Annotated in this window: 16 protein-coding genes and 2 pseudogenes; 4 read left to right on the forward strand and 14 right to left on the reverse strand. The window is 69.0% G+C overall.

Annotated features, from left to right (window positions below; all coding sequences use genetic code 11):
* Positions 1 to 116: 116 nt before the first annotated feature.
* From QYL93_RS03765 to gcl, 4 genes are read right to left on the reverse strand one after another with little or no spacing between them, the layout of a single operon-like run.
* Positions 117 to 1,400: a glycerate kinase gene (locus QYL93_RS03765; RefSeq protein ID WP_305742407.1), complete on the reverse strand. Its 1,284-nt coding sequence runs from the start codon at positions 1,398 to 1,400 to the stop codon at positions 117 to 119.
* Position 1,401: 1 nt separating this feature from the next.
* Entirely contained in the window at positions 1,402 to 2,310 is a 909-nt protein-coding gene (gene glxR, locus QYL93_RS03770) for a 2-hydroxy-3-oxopropionate reductase (protein ID WP_305742408.1), read from the reverse strand.
* Positions 2,311 to 2,333: 23 nt separating this feature from the next.
* On the reverse strand, positions 2,334 to 3,116 hold the full coding sequence (gene hyi, locus QYL93_RS03775) for a hydroxypyruvate isomerase (RefSeq protein ID WP_305742409.1): 783 nt from the start codon (positions 3,114 to 3,116) through the stop codon (positions 2,334 to 2,336).
* Between the two features lie 23 nt (positions 3,117 to 3,139).
* Positions 3,140 to 4,936, reverse strand: a complete 1,797-nt coding sequence (gcl, locus tag QYL93_RS03780) for a glyoxylate carboligase (RefSeq protein ID WP_305742410.1) — start codon at positions 4,934 to 4,936, stop codon at positions 3,140 to 3,142.
* A 143-nt stretch (positions 4,937 to 5,079) separates the two neighbouring features.
* Between gcl and QYL93_RS03785 the strand changes: the two genes are divergently transcribed.
* On the forward strand, positions 5,080 to 6,003 hold the full coding sequence (locus QYL93_RS03785) for a LysR family transcriptional regulator (protein WP_305742411.1): 924 nt from the start codon (positions 5,080 to 5,082) through the stop codon (positions 6,001 to 6,003).
* 47 nt (positions 6,004 to 6,050) lie between these two features.
* Positions 6,051 to 7,217, forward strand: coding sequence for a pyridoxal phosphate-dependent aminotransferase (locus QYL93_RS03790; protein ID WP_305742412.1), 1,167 nt, complete (start codon positions 6,051 to 6,053; stop codon positions 7,215 to 7,217).
* Between the two features lie 5 nt (positions 7,218 to 7,222).
* Here QYL93_RS03790 and maiA read toward each other — a convergent pair whose 3' ends face one another.
* From maiA to QYL93_RS03830, 8 genes and pseudogenes are all read right to left on the reverse strand, one after another.
* A complete protein-coding gene (gene maiA, locus QYL93_RS03795) occupies positions 7,223 to 7,873 on the reverse strand; it encodes a maleylacetoacetate isomerase (RefSeq protein ID WP_305742413.1) in 651 nt (216 codons plus the stop codon).
* A gap of 29 nt (positions 7,874 to 7,902) precedes the next feature.
* A pseudogene (locus QYL93_RS03800) lies at positions 7,903 to 8,223 on the reverse strand (non-heme iron oxygenase ferredoxin subunit); the annotation flags it as partial.
* A 10-nt stretch (positions 8,224 to 8,233) separates the two neighbouring features.
* Positions 8,234 to 8,704, reverse strand: coding sequence for an aromatic-ring-hydroxylating dioxygenase subunit beta (locus QYL93_RS03805; protein WP_305742414.1), 471 nt, complete (start codon positions 8,702 to 8,704; stop codon positions 8,234 to 8,236).
* A gap of 1 nt (position 8,705) precedes the next feature.
* Positions 8,706 to 9,011 (reverse strand): annotated as a pseudogene (locus QYL93_RS03810) (salicylate hydroxylase); the annotation flags it as partial.
* Between the two features lie 122 nt (positions 9,012 to 9,133).
* Complete coding sequence (hmgA, locus tag QYL93_RS03815) at positions 9,134 to 10,429, reverse strand: homogentisate 1,2-dioxygenase (RefSeq protein WP_305742415.1); 1,296 nt, start codon at positions 10,427 to 10,429, stop codon at positions 9,134 to 9,136.
* 152 nt (positions 10,430 to 10,581) lie between these two features.
* Entirely contained in the window at positions 10,582 to 11,574 is a 993-nt protein-coding gene (locus tag QYL93_RS03820) for a tripartite tricarboxylate transporter substrate binding protein (RefSeq protein ID WP_305742416.1), read from the reverse strand.
* Between the two features lie 43 nt (positions 11,575 to 11,617).
* The gene (locus tag QYL93_RS03825) at positions 11,618 to 12,775 is read right to left on the reverse strand and encodes a CaiB/BaiF CoA-transferase family protein (RefSeq protein WP_305742417.1); all 1,158 of its coding nucleotides are present in this window, start codon (positions 12,773 to 12,775) and stop codon (positions 11,618 to 11,620) included.
* A 25-nt stretch (positions 12,776 to 12,800) separates the two neighbouring features.
* On the reverse strand, positions 12,801 to 13,754 hold the full coding sequence (locus QYL93_RS03830) for a hydroxymethylglutaryl-CoA lyase (RefSeq protein ID WP_305742418.1): 954 nt from the start codon (positions 13,752 to 13,754) through the stop codon (positions 12,801 to 12,803).
* 132 nt (positions 13,755 to 13,886) lie between these two features.
* Here QYL93_RS03830 and QYL93_RS03835 point away from each other — a divergent pair, with 132 nt between their 5' ends.
* Complete coding sequence (locus QYL93_RS03835; RefSeq protein ID WP_305742419.1) at positions 13,887 to 14,807, forward strand: LysR family transcriptional regulator; 921 nt, start codon at positions 13,887 to 13,889, stop codon at positions 14,805 to 14,807.
* Here QYL93_RS03835 and QYL93_RS03840 read toward each other — a convergent pair.
* Complete coding sequence (locus QYL93_RS03840; protein WP_305742420.1) at positions 14,802 to 15,797, reverse strand: 2-dehydropantoate 2-reductase; 996 nt, start codon at positions 15,795 to 15,797, stop codon at positions 14,802 to 14,804. The genes QYL93_RS03835 and QYL93_RS03840 overlap by 6 nt on opposite strands.
* Before the next feature lie 104 nt (positions 15,798 to 15,901).
* Positions 15,902 to 16,843, reverse strand: a complete 942-nt coding sequence (gene argC, locus QYL93_RS03845; RefSeq protein WP_305742421.1) for an N-acetyl-gamma-glutamyl-phosphate reductase — start codon at positions 16,841 to 16,843, stop codon at positions 15,902 to 15,904.
* 109 nt (positions 16,844 to 16,952) lie between these two features.
* On the opposite strand from argC, the gene QYL93_RS03850 reads away from it, so the two are divergent.
* Positions 16,953 to 17,840, forward strand: coding sequence for a LysR family transcriptional regulator (locus tag QYL93_RS03850; RefSeq protein ID WP_305742422.1), 888 nt, complete (start codon positions 16,953 to 16,955; stop codon positions 17,838 to 17,840).
* Positions 17,841 to 17,864: the final 24 nt, after the last annotated feature.

Raw genomic sequence — 17,864 nt, forward strand, 5'->3', positions numbered from 1 at the left:
AGTGATTCGGCGGCGCATCCCCGAATCTTAGGCCTTGCGCGTGTTCGGCTCCATGCACGCGGTGGACAACCGGGCATCAGAATCGGACATTCCACCGTCGCTTGGTACAAGCGCTTTCAGGGCGCATCAATCACGATGGCCCGGAAGTCGTTCACATTGGTCAGCGTGGGCCCGGTCACCACCGCATCGCCCAGTGCGCCGAAGAAGCCATGGCCGTCGTTGCGCGCCAGGGCATCGGCGGGCCGGATGCCCAGGGCCTGCGCGCGCTGCAGCGTGGTGGGCGTGAGCTGCGCGCCAGCGATCTCTTCCTGTCCGTCCACGCCGTCGGTGTCTCCAGCCAGTGCGTGGATGCGTGGGTGGCCCTGCAATGCCAGCGCCATGGAGAGCAGGCATTCCACGTTGCGCCCACCGCAGCCATCGCCGCGCACGGTCACGGTGGTCTCGCCGCCAGAGAGCAGCACACAGGGCGCCGCAAACGGCTGCTGGCGCTGCGCCACCTGCAGCGCCATGCCGCCCAGCACCCGGCCCACGTCGCGCGCCTCGCCCTCCAGCGCATCGCCCAGGATGTACGGGGTGTACCCGGCCTGGCGCGCCACCTCGGCAGCAGCCTCCAGCGCCATCTGGGGCGTGGCGACCATGCGCACCTCGCTGCGAGCAAGGTGCGGGTGGCCCGGCTTGGGTGACTCGCCCCGACCCGACTCCAGCACCTCGCGCACGGCGGGCGGCAGTGCAATGCCGTGGCGGCGCACGATGTCCAGCGCATCGGCGCAGGTCGTGGGGTCGCCCACGGTGGGGCCGGAGGCGATGTCGGCGGGCGCATCGCCGGGCACGTCCGACAGCAGCAGGGTCAGCACACGCGCCGGATGGCAGGCCAGCGCCAGCCGCCCGCCCTTGGTGGCCGAGAGGTGACGGCGCAGGCAGTTCATCTCGGCGATGGTGGCGCCCGAATGCAGCAGCGCGCGGTTTACCTCCTGCTTCATGGCCAGGGTGATGCCGGGCAGCGGCAAGGGCAGCAGGGCCGAGCCGCCGCCCGAGATGAGGCACAGCACCAGGTCGTCCGCGCGCAGGCCGGCCACGCAGTCGAGCATGCGCTGCGCGGCGGCCATGCCGGCGGCGTCGGGCACGGGGTGGGCGGCCTCCACGATCTCGATATGGCGGCAGGGCACGGCGTAGCCATAGCGCGTGACGACCAGCCCGGAGATCTGCCCATCCCAGTGGTCTTCCACCGCCCGCGCCATGGCGGCCGAAGCCTTGCCCGCGCCGATGACGACCAGGCGCCCCGGGCCCAGCGACGCAGGGGAGGGCAGGTGCGGCGGCACGCACAGGGCAGGCTGGGCGCTGGCGATGGCCGCGTCGAACATGCGGCGCAACAGGTCCTGCTGCGGGGTGGGCGGCTGCATTTCAGCGGGCGGCCGGCTGGCCGATCTCGAAATTCGCCATGGCTTCGAGCGCGCGCACCAGGGCCGAGTGGTCCCAGGCCGCCCCGCCATGCGCCACACAGGTGTTGAACAGCTCTTGCGCGGTGGCGGTGTTGGGCAGGGCCACGCCCAGGGCACGCGCACTGGCCAGTGCCAGGTTCAGGTCCTTCTGGTGCAGCTCGATGCGAAAGCCGGGCTCGAAGGTGCGGCGCAGCATGCGCTCGCCATGCACTTCGAGGATCTTCGACGAGGCGAAGCCGCCCATCAGCGCCTGGCGCACGCGCGCCGGGTCGGCACCGGCCTTGGCGGAGAACAGCAGGGCCTCGGCCACGGCCTCGATGTTCAGCGCCACGATGATCTGGTTGGCCACCTTGGCGGTCTGCCCGTCGCCGTTGCCGCCAACCAGGGTGATGTTCTTGCCCATCAACTCGAACAGCGGCTTGACGCGCGCGAACGCCGCGTCCGGCCCGCCGACCATGATGGACAGCGTGGCGTTCTTCGCGCCCACCTCCCCGCCCGAGACGGGTGCATCGAGGTAGTCGCAGCCCAGGGCGTTGATGCGCTGCGCGAAGTCCTTGGTGGCGATGGGCGAGATCGAGCTCATGTCCACCACGGTCTTGCCCTTGCTGAGACCAGCGGCCACGCCACTCTCGCTGAACAGGGCGGCCTCGACGTGCGGGGTGTCGGGCACCATGGTGAAAATGATGTCGGCGCGTTCGGCCACGCCGCGCGCCGTGACGCACTGCGTGGCCCGGCTCTCGGCAATGGCGGGCGGCACCCGCCCGCGGGTGTGCACGAAGAGCTGGTGGCCGGCCTGGATCAGGTGCTGCGCCATGGGCGCGCCCATGGTGCCCAGGCCGATGAAGCCGATCTTGAGGGAAGTGGAGGTCATGAGGTTGCGTCCGGAAAGTGAAATCAGGATTGGGTGAGCGCTTCGCGCCAGCCCAGGCCGGCTTCGGTGGTGGTGGCGGGCTTGTATTCGCAGCCGATCCAGCCCGTGTAGCCGATGGCGTCGATGTGCCTGAACAGCCAGGGGTAGTTGATTTCCCCGGTGCCCGGCTCGTTGCGGCCCGGGTTGTCGGCCAGCTGGATGTGGCCTATGCGCGCCAGGTGCTTGGCTAACGTGGCGGCCAGCTCGCCCTCCATGCGCTGGGCGTGGTAGATGTCGTACTGCACGAAGGCGTTGCTGGCATCCACTTCGTCCAGCAGGCTGATTGCCTGGGCCGTGGTGTTCACGAAGAAGCCCGGAATGTCATGGGTGTTGATGGGCTCGACCAGCAGGCGCAGCCCGGCCTGGCGCAGTTCCTGCGCGGCAAAGCGCAGGTTCTCCACCAGCGTGCGGCGCAGCAGCTCCGGGGACGCATCGACCGGCGCCTTGCCGGCCAGGCAGTTGAGCTGGTTCACGCCCAGGGCCTGGGCATAGGCGATGGCCTGCGCCACGCCAGCACGGAACTCGGCCTCTCGCCCCGGCAGGCAGGCGATGCCGCGCTCGCCTGCGCCCCAGTCGCCTGCGGGCAGGTTGTGCAGCACCAGCTGCAGGCCATGGGCGTCGAGCTGGGCACGGATCTCCTCGACCGGCCAGGCGTAGGGGAAGAGGAATTCGACCGCCGTGAAGCCGGCGCGCGCGGCGGCACCGAAGCGGTCGATGAAAGGCAGCTCGGTGAAGAGCATGGTCAGGTTGGCGGCAAAGCGGGGCATGCGGGTGTCTCCTTGAATCTTGTTCAGTCGAGCAGGCCGGCGAGTTCCAGGCCGGCGCGGCCGCCGGGGTGGCGGCAGTCGATGGCCTCGAACTCGTTGACCTTGTCGATCTCGGTGCCCATGGCGATGTTGGTGACCTTCTCCAGGATCACCTCCACCACCACCGGCACGCGGTGCTCACGCGCCAGGGCCAGGGCCTCGGTGAGGGCGCCAGCGATCTTCTCGGGGTCGGTTACGCGCAGCGAGCGGCAGCCCAGGCCCTGCACCACGGCCTGGTGGTCCACGCCGTAGCTGCGCAGGTCGCCTTCGCCCGGCGCCACGTTCTGGTTCTCGAAGGCCAACTGCACGCAGTAGTCCATGTCGAAGCCGCGCTGCGCCTGGCGTATCAGCCCCAGGTAGCTGTTGTTGACCAGCACCTGCACGTAGGGCAGGTTGAACTGCGCCCCCACGGCCAGCTCTTCCATCAGGAACTGGAAGTCGTAGTCGCCCGAGAGGCCTACCACCGTGCGCGTCGGGTCGGCCGCCACCACGCCGAGTGCGGCAGGGATCGTCCAGCCCAATGGGCCGGCCTGGCCGCAGTTGATCCACTGGCGCGGGCCGTAGATGTGCAGGAACTGCGCGCCCGCGATCTGGCTCAGGCCGATGGTGCTCACGTAGATGGTGTCGCGCGGCAGCACGGCATTCATCTCCTCGTACACGCGCATGGGCTTGATGGGGGTCTCGGTGAAGTGCGACTTGCGGTGCATCAGCGACTTGCGTTCGGCGCAGCGGCCGGCCCAGTCGCTGCGGTCGGGCAGACCCCGGGTGTCCTTGCGCTCACGCGCCACCTGCACCAGCAGTTGCAGCGCGGCCCGGGCGTCGCTGACGATGCCGAAGTCGGGGTTGAACACGCGGCCGATCTGTGTGGGCTCGATATCGATGTGCACGAACTTGCGGCCCTTGCAGTACACCTCGGGCGAGCCGGTGTGCCGGTTGGCCCAGCGGTTGCCGATGCCCATCACGAAATCGCTGGCCAGCAAGGTGGCGTTGCCGTAGCGGTGGCTGGTCTGCAGGCCGCACATGCCGGCCATCAGCGGGTGGTCGTCGGGCAGGGTGCCCCAGCCCATCAGCGTGGGGATCACGGGTACGCCGGTCAGCTCGGCAAACTCCACCAGCAGGTCCGAGGCATCGGCGTTGATGATGCCGCCGCCGGCCACGATGAGCGGGCGCTCGGCGGCTTCGAGCATGTCCAGCGCCTTTTCCACCTGCCTGCGCGTGGCGGCGGGCTTGTAGACCGGCAGCGGCTCGTAGGTGTCGATGTCGAACTCGATCTCGGCCATCTGCACGTCGAAGGGCAGGTCGATCAGCACCGGCCCGGGCCGGCCCGAGCGCATCAGGTGAAAGGCCTGCTGGAAGGCGCGCGGCACCAGGGCCGGCTCGCGCACCGTCACGCTCCACTTGGTCACCGGCTTGGAGATGGACTCGATGTCCACCGCCTGGAAGTCCTCCTTGTACAGCCGGGCACGCGGCGCCTGGCCGGTGATGCACAGGATGGGAATGCTGTCGGCGATGGCCGAGTACAGGCCGGTGATCATGTCGGTGCCGGCCGGCCCGCTGGTGCCCACGCACACGCCGATGTTGCCGGCCCGGGCGCGGGTATAGCCCTCGGCCATGTGCGAGGCGGCCTCCACGTGGCGGGCCAGGATGTGGGTGAGCGACTGGCGCTCGCGCACCGCCGCATAGAGCGGGTTGATCGCAGCGCCGGGCACGCCGAACAGCTGCGTGATGCCCTCTTTCTCCATCACCAGCACGGCGGCCATGGCGGCCTTCATTGTTGCCATCGGGGTCTCCTGTCAAGGGGTTTGAAAACTGATGGACTGGATGCTCCCCGCATTGGCCAAAGCCCGGAACCCGCATCCAGGGCATTAGCGTTATTCCCTTTTGGAATGCAATCGGCCGCCGGGCGCTGCTGATAATCGTTTCCATGGATCGCCTTCTCGGAGTCAAACTGTTCGTTCGCGTGGTCGACCTGGGCTCGTTCAGCAAGGCTGCCGCCGAGATGGGCGTGGGCCAGCCCTCGGCCACCAAGCTCGTGGCCCAGCTCGAAAAGCAGCTCGGTTCGCGCCTGCTGCACCGGAGCACCCGCGGCGTGTCGCCCACCGAGATCGGCCGCCTGTACTACGCCAAGTGCAAGCTCATCACCCACCATGTCGAAGAGGCCGAGACCGTGGCCGCGCTGCTGCAGTCCCAGGTGCAGGGCGGGCTGCGCATCAGCACCTCGGTGGCCTTCGGGCGGCGCGTGCTGGTGCCACTGGTCATGCGCTTCATGCGCGAGAATCCGCGCCTGCAGATCGAGCTGGTCTTCGAGGACCGCTACGTGAACCTGGTGGAGCAGGGCATCGACGTCGCCATCCGCATGGGGCGCCTGGCCGATTCCACGCTGGGCGCGCGCTACCTGGGGCTCAACCCCTGGGTGCTGGTGGCCTCGCCTGGATACCTGGCGCAGCGCGGCACGCCTGTCGAGCCGGCCGACCTGGCACGGCACGACGCGCTCATCTACAGCACTGCACAGGGCGATGCACGCTGGCACCTGGGCAATGGCTCGGGTGCGGCGCTCACGGTGCCGGTGGCCGGGCCGCTGCGCTCCAACAACCTCTCGGCCCTGCTCGCGGCCGCGCGCGGCGGCATGGGCATCGCAGCGCTGCCGACCTACGTGGCGCATGGCTCGCTCGAGGGCGGCGCCGTCGTGCCGGTGCTGCCCGGCTGGATGCTGCCGCCGCAGGAGATCCATGCCGTCTACCCCTCGCCGCGCATGGTGCCGGCCAAGGTGGTGAGCTTCATCGAATGGCTTCAGCAGCAGATGGGTGAGCGTTGGTGGGAAATACAAGGCGGCGATCAAGCACCTTGAAAACACGCTACGCTTGCAGTCCCTTTACCGACCGCTGCTCCCTGACCATGCGTGAGACCATCCAGACCCTCGAACCCTCCATGATCCGCGAGGTCGCCAATGCCGGCCTGGGGCGCGACGATGTGCTGGCCTTCTGGTTCGGCGAGAGCGATGAGGTGACCCCCGAGGTGGTGCGCAACGCCGCCATCGAGTCGCTGCAGCGCGGCGAGACCTTCTACAGCCACAACCTGGGCCTGCCCGCACTGCGCGAGGCCGTGGCGGCCTACACCAGCGCCCTGCACCCGGCGGTGGACGCGGGCCGCATCGCCATCACTTCGGGCGGTGTCAGCGCGCTCATGCTGGCCGTGCAGACCCTGGTGGATGCGGGCGACGAGGTGGTGGTGGTCACGCCCGTGTGGCCCAACCTGGTGGCGCAGCCGGTGATTTTGGGCGCGCGCGTGCGCACCCTGCCGCTCACGGCGGCGGACGGGCAATGGACCCTCGACATCGAGGCCCTGTGCCGCGCCGTGACCGTGGACACCCGCCTGCTCATCGTCAACGCGCCCAACAACCCCACGGGCTGGACGCTCACGCGCGCCGAGCAGCAGCGCATCCTGGACCACTGCCGCAGCACGGGTACCTGGATCCTGGCCGACGAGGTCTACGAGCGCCTGTACTACGAACCCACCGATAACCGCTGTGCACCGAGTTTTCTGGATATTGCCGGCACCGACGACCGGCTGGTGGTGGCGCATAGCTTTTCCAAGAGCTTCCTGATGACCGGCTGGCGCCTGGGCTGGCTGGTGCTGCCGCCCGCGCTGGTGGATGGCATCGCCAAGGTCATCGAGTTCAACACCTCGTGCGCCAGCGTGTTCACCCAGCGCGCGGCCCTGGCTGCGCTGGAACACAGCGAGGAGATCACGCCGAGGGTGATGGCGCACCTGCAGGACTGCCGCGACACGCTGGTGCCCTTGTTGGCCGAGGTACCCGGCGTCAAGGTGACGCCGGCGCGTGGCGGCATGTATGCCTTCTTCCAGATCGAAGGCTTCCATGACTCACTCACCCTGGCCAAGCGCCTGGTGACCGAGGCCGGCCTGGGCCTGGCGCCGGGCAATGCCTTTGGCGCCGAAGCCCAGGGCTGGCTGCGCTGGTGCTTTGCCTCCAAGGACCCGGCGCGCCTGGTCGAAGGCGTGCGGCGCCTGCGCACCTGGCTGGAGGCCAACCCGGTGCGCTGAACCCGCTATTGAGCGTCTGACTGCACGGAGGGGTGCGCCTGCTGGAAGGCCGGCAGCGCAGCGCAGCGCTCTTCGATGGCCAGCAGCGTGGGATAGGGCGACAGGTCCACCTCGAAGCGCCGGGCGTTGAAGACCTGCGGCACCAGGCAGCAGTCCGCCAGGGTGGGGGTGTCGCCAAAGCAGAAGCCGCCCGCTTTGCCTGCGGCTGTGATCTCGGCCTCCAGCGCCTCGAAGCCCTGGGCGATCCAGTGCTTGATCCAGTCGCTCTTGGCCGCGTCGGCCACGCCCAGCGTACCGGTCAGGTACTTGAGTACCCGCAGGTTGTTGATCGGGTGGATCTCGCAGGCGATCACCAGCGCCAGCTGCCGCACGTAGGCACGGTCGGCCAGGGCGCTGGGCAGCAGCGGCGTGGCGGGGTATTTTTCTTCCAAGTATTCGAGGATGGCCAGCGACTGGCTCACGCGCATGCCGTCCTCTCCGAACACGGGCACCAGGCCCTGCGGGTTGATGGCCTTGTATTCAGGCTTCAGGTGCTCGCCGCCATCGCGCACAAGGTGCACGGGGATGTGGGTAGCCGTAAGGCCCTTGAGGTTGAGCGCGATGCGCACCCGGTAGGCGGCCGAGCTGCGGAAGTAGGTGTAGAGAATGCGGTCCATGGGGAATGATAGTAGGGGCCGGCTAAGCCCAGTGCGAGATACACCCTCCCGCCCTCGATGCGCACGGGGTAAATGCGCACCGCATCGGTCACGGGCTGGCAGGTGGGCGCGCCGCTGCGCACGTCGAACCGGCCCTGGTGCAGCGGGCACTCGATCTCGTGGCCTTCCAGAAAGCCGTCGCACAGGCGAGCGTAGCCGTGGGTGCACAGGTTGTCGGTGGCGTAGACCGCGCCCTCCACACCGTAGAGGGCGATATCGCGGCCCTCCACGGCCAGGCCGATCACGTCGTCCTGCGGCACGTCGTCGAACGCGGCCGCGTCGGTCCATTGCAGGGTGGTGGCGTCGCTCATGGCATGGCTCCTAGATGGGGTAGATGATCGAGTTGGGGATCATTTCGCTGTCGTAGACGACGAGCTTCTTCGCAAACTTCAGGCCATCGGGCGTGCGCACCACCTCGTCGATGTAGCGGCCTGCGTTGAATACCGTGGTCGCCTGCGACAGCTTGGTGCGCAGCACGGCGTAGTTGGCCTCGCAGTGGATGCGCTCGCCGTCGAGCTGGCGCACCACCGGCGCGCCGATGATGTGGCGCTGGTAGTAGGGGTCGTGGAACAGCGTCTCCTTGATGCCGTAGACCCTGTCCCGCAGCATGCCCTTGCTCTCGAACGACAGCGTGGCCAGCGGAAACCCGCGCTCGTGGTTCTTGCGCGGCTGCAGGCGGTAGCTGCAGTCGTCGGTGAAGAATCCAGGCCACAGGTCCCAGTCGCCGGAATCGACGGCGCTGGCGTAGTCGGCATAGAGCTGGGTCAAGGCGTAGTAGGTGGCGAAGTCCATCTCAGCCTGCCTTGTCCTGCGGCGCAGCATCGTCTTCAATCACTTCGCGCCAGTATCGGTACATGCCGCGTATCAGGGTCTCGGTCACCATGTGGTCGGTGTTGCCCACCTCGCGCCCGCCCAGTTCGGCCAGCGCGCGGTGAAAGGGCTTTTGCTCGAAGCCCTGTTGCGAGAATTCGATGACCTCGCCATCGTCGGCCGATACGAAACCGGCGGGGCCAAACAGGTTGGCCTGGCGCAGCCGGCGTTCCGTCATCTCCTCGGTATCGTCCTCGAAGCCGAAGTGCGTCCACACGAAGTCGAATGCGCAGGCTGGTGCGTACCAGCAGACCGGCGGTGAGGGCGGCAGGCTCTTCGGCCACCCCGAAGCCCACAAGCACCCGCGTGGACCAGGCCTGCAGCGTGCCGCTGTCCAGGGTGTTGGTGGCTTCAGGGCTTGCCGGCATCGAAATGCTTGCGCAGGCCCTGCCAGCAGCGGTAGTAGTCGTCCTGCAGCTGCGCCGACTGCAGCGCCTGCGCGGTGGGGCGCTGCACGCAGCGGGTCTCGAACATGAAGGCCATGGTGTCCTTGATGGCGTGCGGCACCGAAAGATCGGCGTTGCTGGCCTTCTCGAAGGTCTCGGCATCCGGCCCGTGGCCCGTCATGCTGTTGTGCAGGCTGGCGCCGCCGGGCAGGAAGCCCTCGGCCTTGGCGTCGTAGACGCCATGCACCAGGCCCATGAACTCGCTGGCGATGTTGCGGTGGAACCAGGGCGGACGGAAGGTGTCCTGCATCACCAGCGTGCGCGGCGGGAAGACCACGAAGTCGATGTTGCTCACGCCCGGCGTGTCCGAGGCGCTGTGCAGCACCAGGAAGATCGACGGGTCCGGGTGGTCGTAGCTGATCGAGCCGATGGCGTTGAAGCGCCTGAGGTCGTACTTGTACGGCGCGTAGTTGCCATGCCAGGCCACCACGTCGATGGGCGAGTGCGCCATCTTCGCCGACCACAGGTGGCCCATGAACTTGGCCACCAGCTCGTACGGCGCGTCGATGTCCTCGTAGGCCGCATGCGGCGTGAGGAAGTCGCGCGGGTTGGCCAGGCCGTTGGAGCCGATGGGGCCCAGGTCGGGCAGGCGAAAGTTGGCGCCATAGTTCTCGCAGATGTAGCCGCGCGCCTCGCCGTCCGGCAGCTCCACGCGAAAGCGCACGCCGCGCGGTATCACCACGATCTCCTGCGGCTCGGCGTCGATCACGCCCAGCTCCGTCACGAAGCGCTGGCGGCCCTGCTGCGGCACGATGAGCATTTCGCCATCGGCGTTGTAGAACACGCGCCGCTCCATCGACCGGTTGGCCGCGTACAGGTGCATGGCTGCGCCGTTCTGGGCGTGCGGGTCGCCATTGCCGGCCATGGTGACGATGCCCTGCACGAAGTCGGTGGGCTCGGTGGGCATGGGCAGGGGGCTCCAGCGCAGCTGGTTGGGGGGCGTGGGCACCGCGTCGAAGGCGCTCACGATGCGCCCATCCTCGATGCGCTCGAACGGCGTGTGCATGGCCGACGGGCGGATGCGGTACAGCCAGGAGCGGCGGTTGTCCGCACGCAGCGCGGTGAAGGCCGTGCCGCTCAGCTGCTCGGCATACAGGCCGTAGGGGCAGCGCTGCGGCGAGTTGCGGCCCACCGGCAGGGCGCCTGCGAGCGCCTCGGTGGCGAATTCATTTCCAAAGCCGGACTGGTAGGGGGTGCTCATGGTGTGTGGCGTGCAGGGTGGGCAAGGTGGGGCTGCGCCGTCCCCGATGGAGGCGCCTCGCAGGCCATTGTGGGGCGCGGGTTGCGTGCAGGTTCCTGCGTGCCCGGCATACCGGCCCTGGCGGGCGGGTCAATGCCCGGCGTTCAGCGAACTCACTCGACCGTCACGCCCGCCTTTTTCACCAACCGGGCATAGCGCTCCTGCTCGGTCTTGAAGAACTGCAGCGAGGCTTCGGGCGCCATGGGGTTGATGATGTTCTCCTGCTTGGCCATGGCTTCTTTGGTTTCCGGCATGGCGAAGGCCGCCACCACGGCGGCATGCAGGCGCTTGACCTCGGCAGGCGGCAGCTTGGCCGGGCCGACCACGGCGAACCAGCCGGCCACGTCCACATCCGGGAAGCCCTGCTCGGCGATGGTCGGCAGGTCGGGCAGCGAGGCCACGCGCTGCTTGCCCATGATGCCGATCGCGCGCAGGGCACCGCTCTTGAGCTGGCCCTGCACGGCGGGCAGCGCCACCACGCCGATCTCGACCTGGCCGCTCACCATGTCCGTGACCATGGGGCCCACGCCCTTGTAGGGGATGTGGCGCACGTCCACGCCCGCCGCCTCCATGAACATGGCGCCCGCCAGGTGGATGATGGTGCCGTTGCCCGAGGAGGCGTAGTTGTACCCGTCGGGCTTGGCCTTGAGCAGGGCCTGCAGCTCCTTGGCGTTCTTCGCGGCCACCTTGGGGTTGACCACCAGCACGAAGGGCGTGGCGCCCACCACCGTGATCGGTGTGATGTCGCCCACGGCGTCGAACGGCATCTTCTTGAACACGCTGGGGTTGACCACATGGTTGTTGGACACCACGCCCAGCGTGAGCCCGTCGGCCGGCGCACGCACGATGACCGAGGCGCCGGTGATGCCGCCCGCGCCGGGCAGGTTCTCGATCACCACGCTCTGGCCGCCCAGCGCCTTGATCAGCTGCGGTGCGGCCGCCCGCATGATGGTGTCCACCCCCGAGCCGGCGCCCACGGGCAGCACCATGCGGATGGGCTTGTCGTTGGCGCGCACGGTGGTGGCGGCGGCGCCGCACAGGGCCAGGCCGGCCAGCCAGAGGGCGGCGCGGCGGTGGGGCTGGAAGGAAATGGCGGTGGCTTGCATGGTGCTTGTCTCCTGTGGTTCTTGTCGGTTTGCGAAAAAGGGATCAGGCCGGCACCCGGCTGGGCAGGCCGGCGAGGATTTCCTCGGTGTGCTCGCCTACTTTGGGCAGAGGGCGGCGCACGCCGGGGCGGCGCCCATCCATGCGCAAGGGCAGCAGCACCACGTCGGTCATGCTGCCGTCGTCGGTCTGCATGGGTACCAGGCCGCCGCTGGCCTTGAGGTGCGGGTCGTCCATCAGCTGGTCGGGCCGCACGATGGGCGCGTAGGGGATGCCGGCCGCTTCCAACTTCGGTGCCAGCTCCTGCACGCGGTGCTGCTGCAGGATGGCGCCGAGCTTTTGCAGCAAGGCCGGGCGCACGCCCACGCGCAGGGTGTTGGTGGCCAGGGCCGGGTCGGCGGCGAGTTCGGGCGCCTCGATCACGCGGCACAGCGTGAGGAACTGCTTGTCGCTGACCGCGCCGATGAAGAGCTGCTCCCCGTCGGCCAGCGTGAACACGTCGTACACGCTCCAGGCCGACACGCGCGAGGGCATGGGCGGCGGCGCCTCGCCGGTCATGGCGAACTGCTGCATGTGCTGGGACGACAGGAACACGCAGTTCTCGAACAGCGCGCTCTGGATCTCCTGGCCCCGGCCGGTGAACTCACGCTCGCGCAGCGCGGCCAGCACGCCGATGGCGCCGAACATGCCGCCCATGATGTCGTTGACCGAGGTACCCGCGCGCAGCGGCCGGCCCACGGGGCCGGTCATGTACGACAGACCGCCCATCATCTGCACCACCTCGTCCAGCGCCAGCCGGTTTTCGTAGGGGCTGGGCATGAAGCCCTTGTGCGTCACATAGATCAGGCGCGGAAAACGCTGGGACAGCGTCTCGTAGTCCAGCCCGAAGCCGGCCATCAGCCCGGGGCGAAAGTTCTCCAGCACCACGTCGCACTCGCCCGCCAGCTCGGCTGCAGTCGCACGGCCGTCTTCGGTGCCGATGTCGATCACCACGCTCTTCTTGTTGCGGTTGAACGAGCGGAAAAAGCCGATCCCGAGGCCCGGCAGCTCGCGCGTCTTGTCGCCACCGGGCGGCTCGACCTTGATGACCTCGGCACCCAGGTCGGCCAGCACCATGCCGCAGGTGGGGCCCATGACCATGTGGGTGAATTCGAGGACGCGGATGCCCGTGAGGGGCAGGCGCGGTTCTGGGGTGGGGCTCATGGCGGGTTCCTTGGGGCGGTGCAATTCAGGCGGCAACGGCCGCCTGGTGGGGAAAGGTCTTGGGCAGGCCTGCGCGCCACAGGGTGCCGTGCAGCGTCTCGCCGTCCAGCCACCCGGCCATCTGGGTGCGCAGCGTCAACAGCGCGGCAATATCGATGCCGGTGGCGATGCCCATGCTGCCGAGCATGTAAGCCAGGTCCTCGGTCGATACGTTGCCGCTGGCGCCGGGGGCGTGCGGGCAGCCGCCGATGCCGGCCAGGCAGGCGTCGAAGCGGGACACGCCCACCTCCAGCGCCGCAGCCACATTGGCCAGGCCCAGGCCGCGCGTGTCGTGGAAGTGCCCGCACCAGAATCGCTCGCCCGCCAGGCGTACGGCGTCTTCGAACAGGTCGCGCACCATGGCCGGGTCGGCGTATCCCACGGTGTCGGCCAGGCTCACGCGGTCGGCGCCGGCGTCGAGCAGGGCCTGCATCAGGCGCAGCACCTCGCTCTTGGCGACATGGCCTTGCAGCGTGCAGCCGAAGGCCGTGCCCACGCCGCCTTCGATCAGCGTGCGCGAGCCGGCGGCGTCGCGCGCGGCGCGGATGCGCGCCACCTCGGCCACCACCTCGTCGGGCGTCTTGCGCAGGTTGGCCAGGCTGTGGGCATGGCTGGCCGACAGCGGCACGATCATCAGGTCGGCACCGCCCGCGATGGCGCTTTCGGCACCGCGCAGGTTGGGCACCAGCACCGAGGCGAACAGCCCCGGCAGGGTCTTGGCAAAGGTCAGCAGCTCGGCCGTGTCGGCCAGCTGCGGCAGCAGCCGGGCTGGCACGAACGAGCCCACCTCGATCTCGCGCTGGCCGGCTGCGTGGGCAGCGCGTATCCATGCGCGCTTGTGCTCGGTGGGCAGGATGGTGGCAATGCTCTGCAGGCCATCGCGCGGGCCGACTTCGCGGATGACGGCAGTGCGCGGCAGGCGCTCGCTCAAGGGGGGCATGGGGTGTCTCCGGGTGGGGCGCACTGCAATGTGTGCTCTCGGATGGGACTGTAGGCATTCCCGATGCATTGATAAAGCGGTATTCTGGAAGCAATAACGTTCCCGTTGGGAACGGCAGGAGCACCCATCCCCATGCGCGACCTGGACCTGACCACCCTGCGGCTTTTCGTGGCCGTCTGCGAGGCGCGCAACATCGCCCGCGCCGCACAGCTGCACCACATCGTGCCCTCGGCCATCAGCAAGCGCCTGGCGCTGCTCGAGCAGACCGTGGGCAATACGCTGATTGAGCGGCGCCGCCGGGGCGTGGTGCCCACGGGGGCCGGCGAGATCCTGCTGGAGCATGCCCGGGCCATGCTGGCGGCGGCCGACCGCGTGGGGCGCGACATGGCAGCCTATGGCAACGGCATCACGGGGCAGGTGCGCATCCTGGCCACGGTGTCGTCGATCGCGGAGTTTTTGCCCGACGACATTGCCTCTTTCCTGCAGGTGCCCGCGCACCGCGACATCCGCATCGACATCGAGGAAGCGGTCAGCAGCGAACTGGTGCGCGGCCTGCGCGAAGGGGTGGTGCCCGTGGGCGTGTGCTGGGATGCGGCGGACCTGGCCGGCCTGCAGACGCGCAGCTACCGGCGCGACCACCTGGCCATCGTCACGCCGCTTTCGCACCCGCTGGCCCGGCGCAGGCGCTGCGCGTTCGAGGACACGCTGGGCTTCGACCAGGTGGGCCTGCCCGCATCGACGGCGGTGCACACCATGCTGGCGCGGGCCGCGGCCATCATCGGGCGGCCCATCAACTACCGGGCGGTGGTCAGTACCTTCGACGCGTCGATGCGCTGCGTGCGCGCCGGCCTGGGCATTGCCGTGGTGCCGCGCGAGGTGGCCGAGCCGGTGGCCGCCAGCCTTGGCATCCGCGTGCTGCCGCTCACGGACGACTGGGCCCAGCGGCGCTTTGCCATCTGCTTCAACGATGAAAAGCGGCTTTCGCCCGCCGCGCGCATGCTGGTAGAGCACCTGCACCAGCTGGCTGTGGCCGCTGGCGACAAGGATTCATGACGCCTGGGTAGCCTGCGGGTACAGCCCGCGCACGCGGGCGAACAGGCGCACCAGGCCCAGCAAGGCGTCGATGTTCGGCGAGGGTTCGGCCACCCGGTGGCCGATCTCCTGCACCGCCGCCACGATGGCGTCGATCTCCAGCGCACGGCCAGCCTCCACGTCCTGCAGCATCGAGGTCTTGAAGGCGCCGAGTTTGCGCGTGAGGGCATGGCGCTCTTCGGGGCTTTGCGCGATAGGGCAGCCGATGCGTGCGCCGATGCGACCGGCCTCCTGCATAGCGGCGGTGCAGAAGCCGCGTACAAGGTCGTCGTCGAGCAGGCGGTCTACCGTGGCACCGGTGATGGCCGAGACCGGGTTCATGGTCATGTTGCCCCACAGCTTGTACCAGATGTCGTAGCGCACGTCGGCCGAGTGCGTGGCCTCGAAGCCTGCGTGGTTCAGCATGTCGGCCAAGCGCTGCACGCGCTCGCTGCGCCCGCCTGCGGGCTCGCCGATGACCAGGCCCCGGCCCATCTTGTGCTGCACCAGCCCGGGCTCGGGTGTGGAGGTGGCGGCGTGCACGACGCAGCCCACCACATGGTGCAGGGGGATGGCGCTGGCAATGCGGTCGCCGGGGTCCACGCTGGCCAGCGGCTCGTCGCCCCAGCCCGCCACGCCCTGGCAGAACCACCAGGGCACGCCGTTCATGGCGGGCAGCACCAGGGTCTCGGGCCCCAGCAGCGGCGCAATGCCCTGCGCCACGCTGGCCAGCGCGGGGCCCTTGACGGCGATGACCACCAGGTCCTGCACGCCCAGGTCGACCGGCCGGTCCGTGGCGTGCGCTGGCGCCTGCACAAGCCCGTCCGCGGTCTGCAGGCGCCAGCCGTGGTCCTTGAGCGCGGCCAGCGTGGCGCCGCGCGCCACGGCACTCACCTGGGCACTGCCGGCTGCCGCCAGGCGGGTGCCGATGAATCCGCCGATGGCGCCCGCGCCGATGATGCAAACCTTCATGGATGTTGCCTCTGGTAGTGGATGAGGCGCGCGAGTCTGCCCGGCTATCGGGCGCCACACAATCAATGATTTCTGAGGGATTGATTAGCGCCGCTGAAAAGTAGTCAATCCTGGGCCATGCGCTCCAGCATCAGGCCCAGGTTCTGCACGGCCGCGCCCGATGCCCCCTTGCCCAGGTTGTCGAACACGGCGGCGAGCAGCACCTGCCCGTGCTGCTGGTTGGCAAACACGGACAGACGCAGCTGGTTGCTGCCGTTCAGCGCCTCGGGGTCCAGGTGCTCGGTGGATTCGGCCTCGACCAACCCCGTGACCTCCACATGGCGCTGGTCGGCATAGTGCTGCGCCAGGGCCTGGTGGATCTTCCCGGCGGTAGTGCCTGCGGGCAAGCTGCGCAGATGCAGGGGGATGGTCAGCACGATGCCCTGGCGGAAGGCTCCATAGGCCGGCAGAAAGAAGGGCCGCACCGACAGGCCCGCATACCGTTCGATTTCTGGCGTGTGCTTGTGCGCCAGGCGCAGGCCATAGACCTGGAAGGCGGGAGCCTTGGCGCCCGGTGCCTCGTGCTCCTGCACGCGCGCTCGCCCACCGCCGGAGTAGCCCGACACGGCGTGTATCGACAGGGGGTGGTCCGCAGGCACCAGGCCGGCCTGCACCAGCGGGCGCAGCAGCGCGATGGCGCCCGTGGGGTAGCAGCCGGGGTTGGTCACGCGCCGGGCATTGGCAATGCGCTCGGCCTGGCCGGCGTCCATCTCGGGAAAGCCGTAGACCCAGCCGGCATCGGTGCGGTGGGCGGAGCTGGCGTCGATCACGCGCACGGCCGGGTTTGTGACGGAGGCGGCCGCTTCGCGCGCGGGCCCGTCGGGCAGGCAGAGCACGGCGATGTCGCAGGCGTTGATGGCCTGGGCGCGGCGCGCCGGGTCCTTGCGGTCCTGCTCGGGCAGGGTCAGCAACTGCAGGTCGGTGCGGCCCTGCAGGCGCTCATGGATCTGCAGGCCGGTGGTGCCCTGGTCGCCATCGATGAAGACAAGCGGTGCGGTGTCGCTCATGCGGGGTGCTCCTGGTGTGTTCCAAATGGGGGATGCGTGATCTTCAGCCGCTGCGTAGAATTTGAAAAGTTGAATTTCACAACCATCAGCATCAGGATTTCTGAACGACATGCGTGAACTGAACCTGGACCGATTGCGCACCCTGGTCACCATTGCCGACCTGGGATCATTTGCCGAAGCCGCGCGCGTGCTGCACCTGGCGGCGCCCACGGTGAGTCTGCACATGGCCGACCTGGAGGCGCAGGTGGGCGCGCCGCTGCTGCTGCGCAAGCGCGGCGAGGTGCGCGCCACCGGCGTGGGCGAGGCCCTGGTCGAGCGTGCCCGGCGCCTGCTGGCCGATGCCGATGACACCCTGGCCATGGTGCAGCGCCAGGTGCAGGGCCTGGCGGGCCGCGTGCGGCTGGGGGCCTCCACCGGGGCCATCGCCCACCTGCTTCCGCAGGCGCTGGAGGTGCTGGGCCAGCAGCACCCGGACATCGACGTGCAGGTGGCGGTGCTGACCTCGCACGACACCATGGCCCGGCTGGCCGGCGGCACGCTCGACGTGGGCCTGGTGGCGCTGCCCCAGCCGCCGGTTCCCGGCGTGCAGGTGGAGCCCTGGCGGCGCGACCCGGTCATGGCCTTCGTGCCGGCGCGATGGCCGGCGCCCACGCGGGCCACGCCGCACTGGCTGGCGGGCCAGCCGCTGATCCTCAACGACGAGGGCACCAGCCTCTCGCGCCTGACGGGTGAGTGGTTCGCGTTGGCCGGCGAGCAGCCCCGGGCGCGCATAGAGCTCAACTACAACGATGCGATCAAGAGCCTGGTGGCCGCCGGCTATGGCGCCACGCTGCTGCCGCACGAGGCTGCGGTTGCCACGCCGCCCGACCCGCGCATCCGCATGCTGGCCCTGCGCCCGGTGCTGTGGCGGCCCCTGGGCCTGGCGCACCGCGCCGGCGCGATGGAGAAGGCCACGCAGCATGTGCTGGACGTGCTTTGGCAGCAGCGCCAGGCGTGATCGAAAGAGGCGGGAAAGTAAAAT

Origin of the sequence: Acidovorax sp. A1169 (genome assembly GCF_030704685.1) — a bacterium.
Taxonomy (GTDB): Bacteria; Pseudomonadota; Gammaproteobacteria; order Burkholderiales; family Burkholderiaceae_C; genus Acidovorax.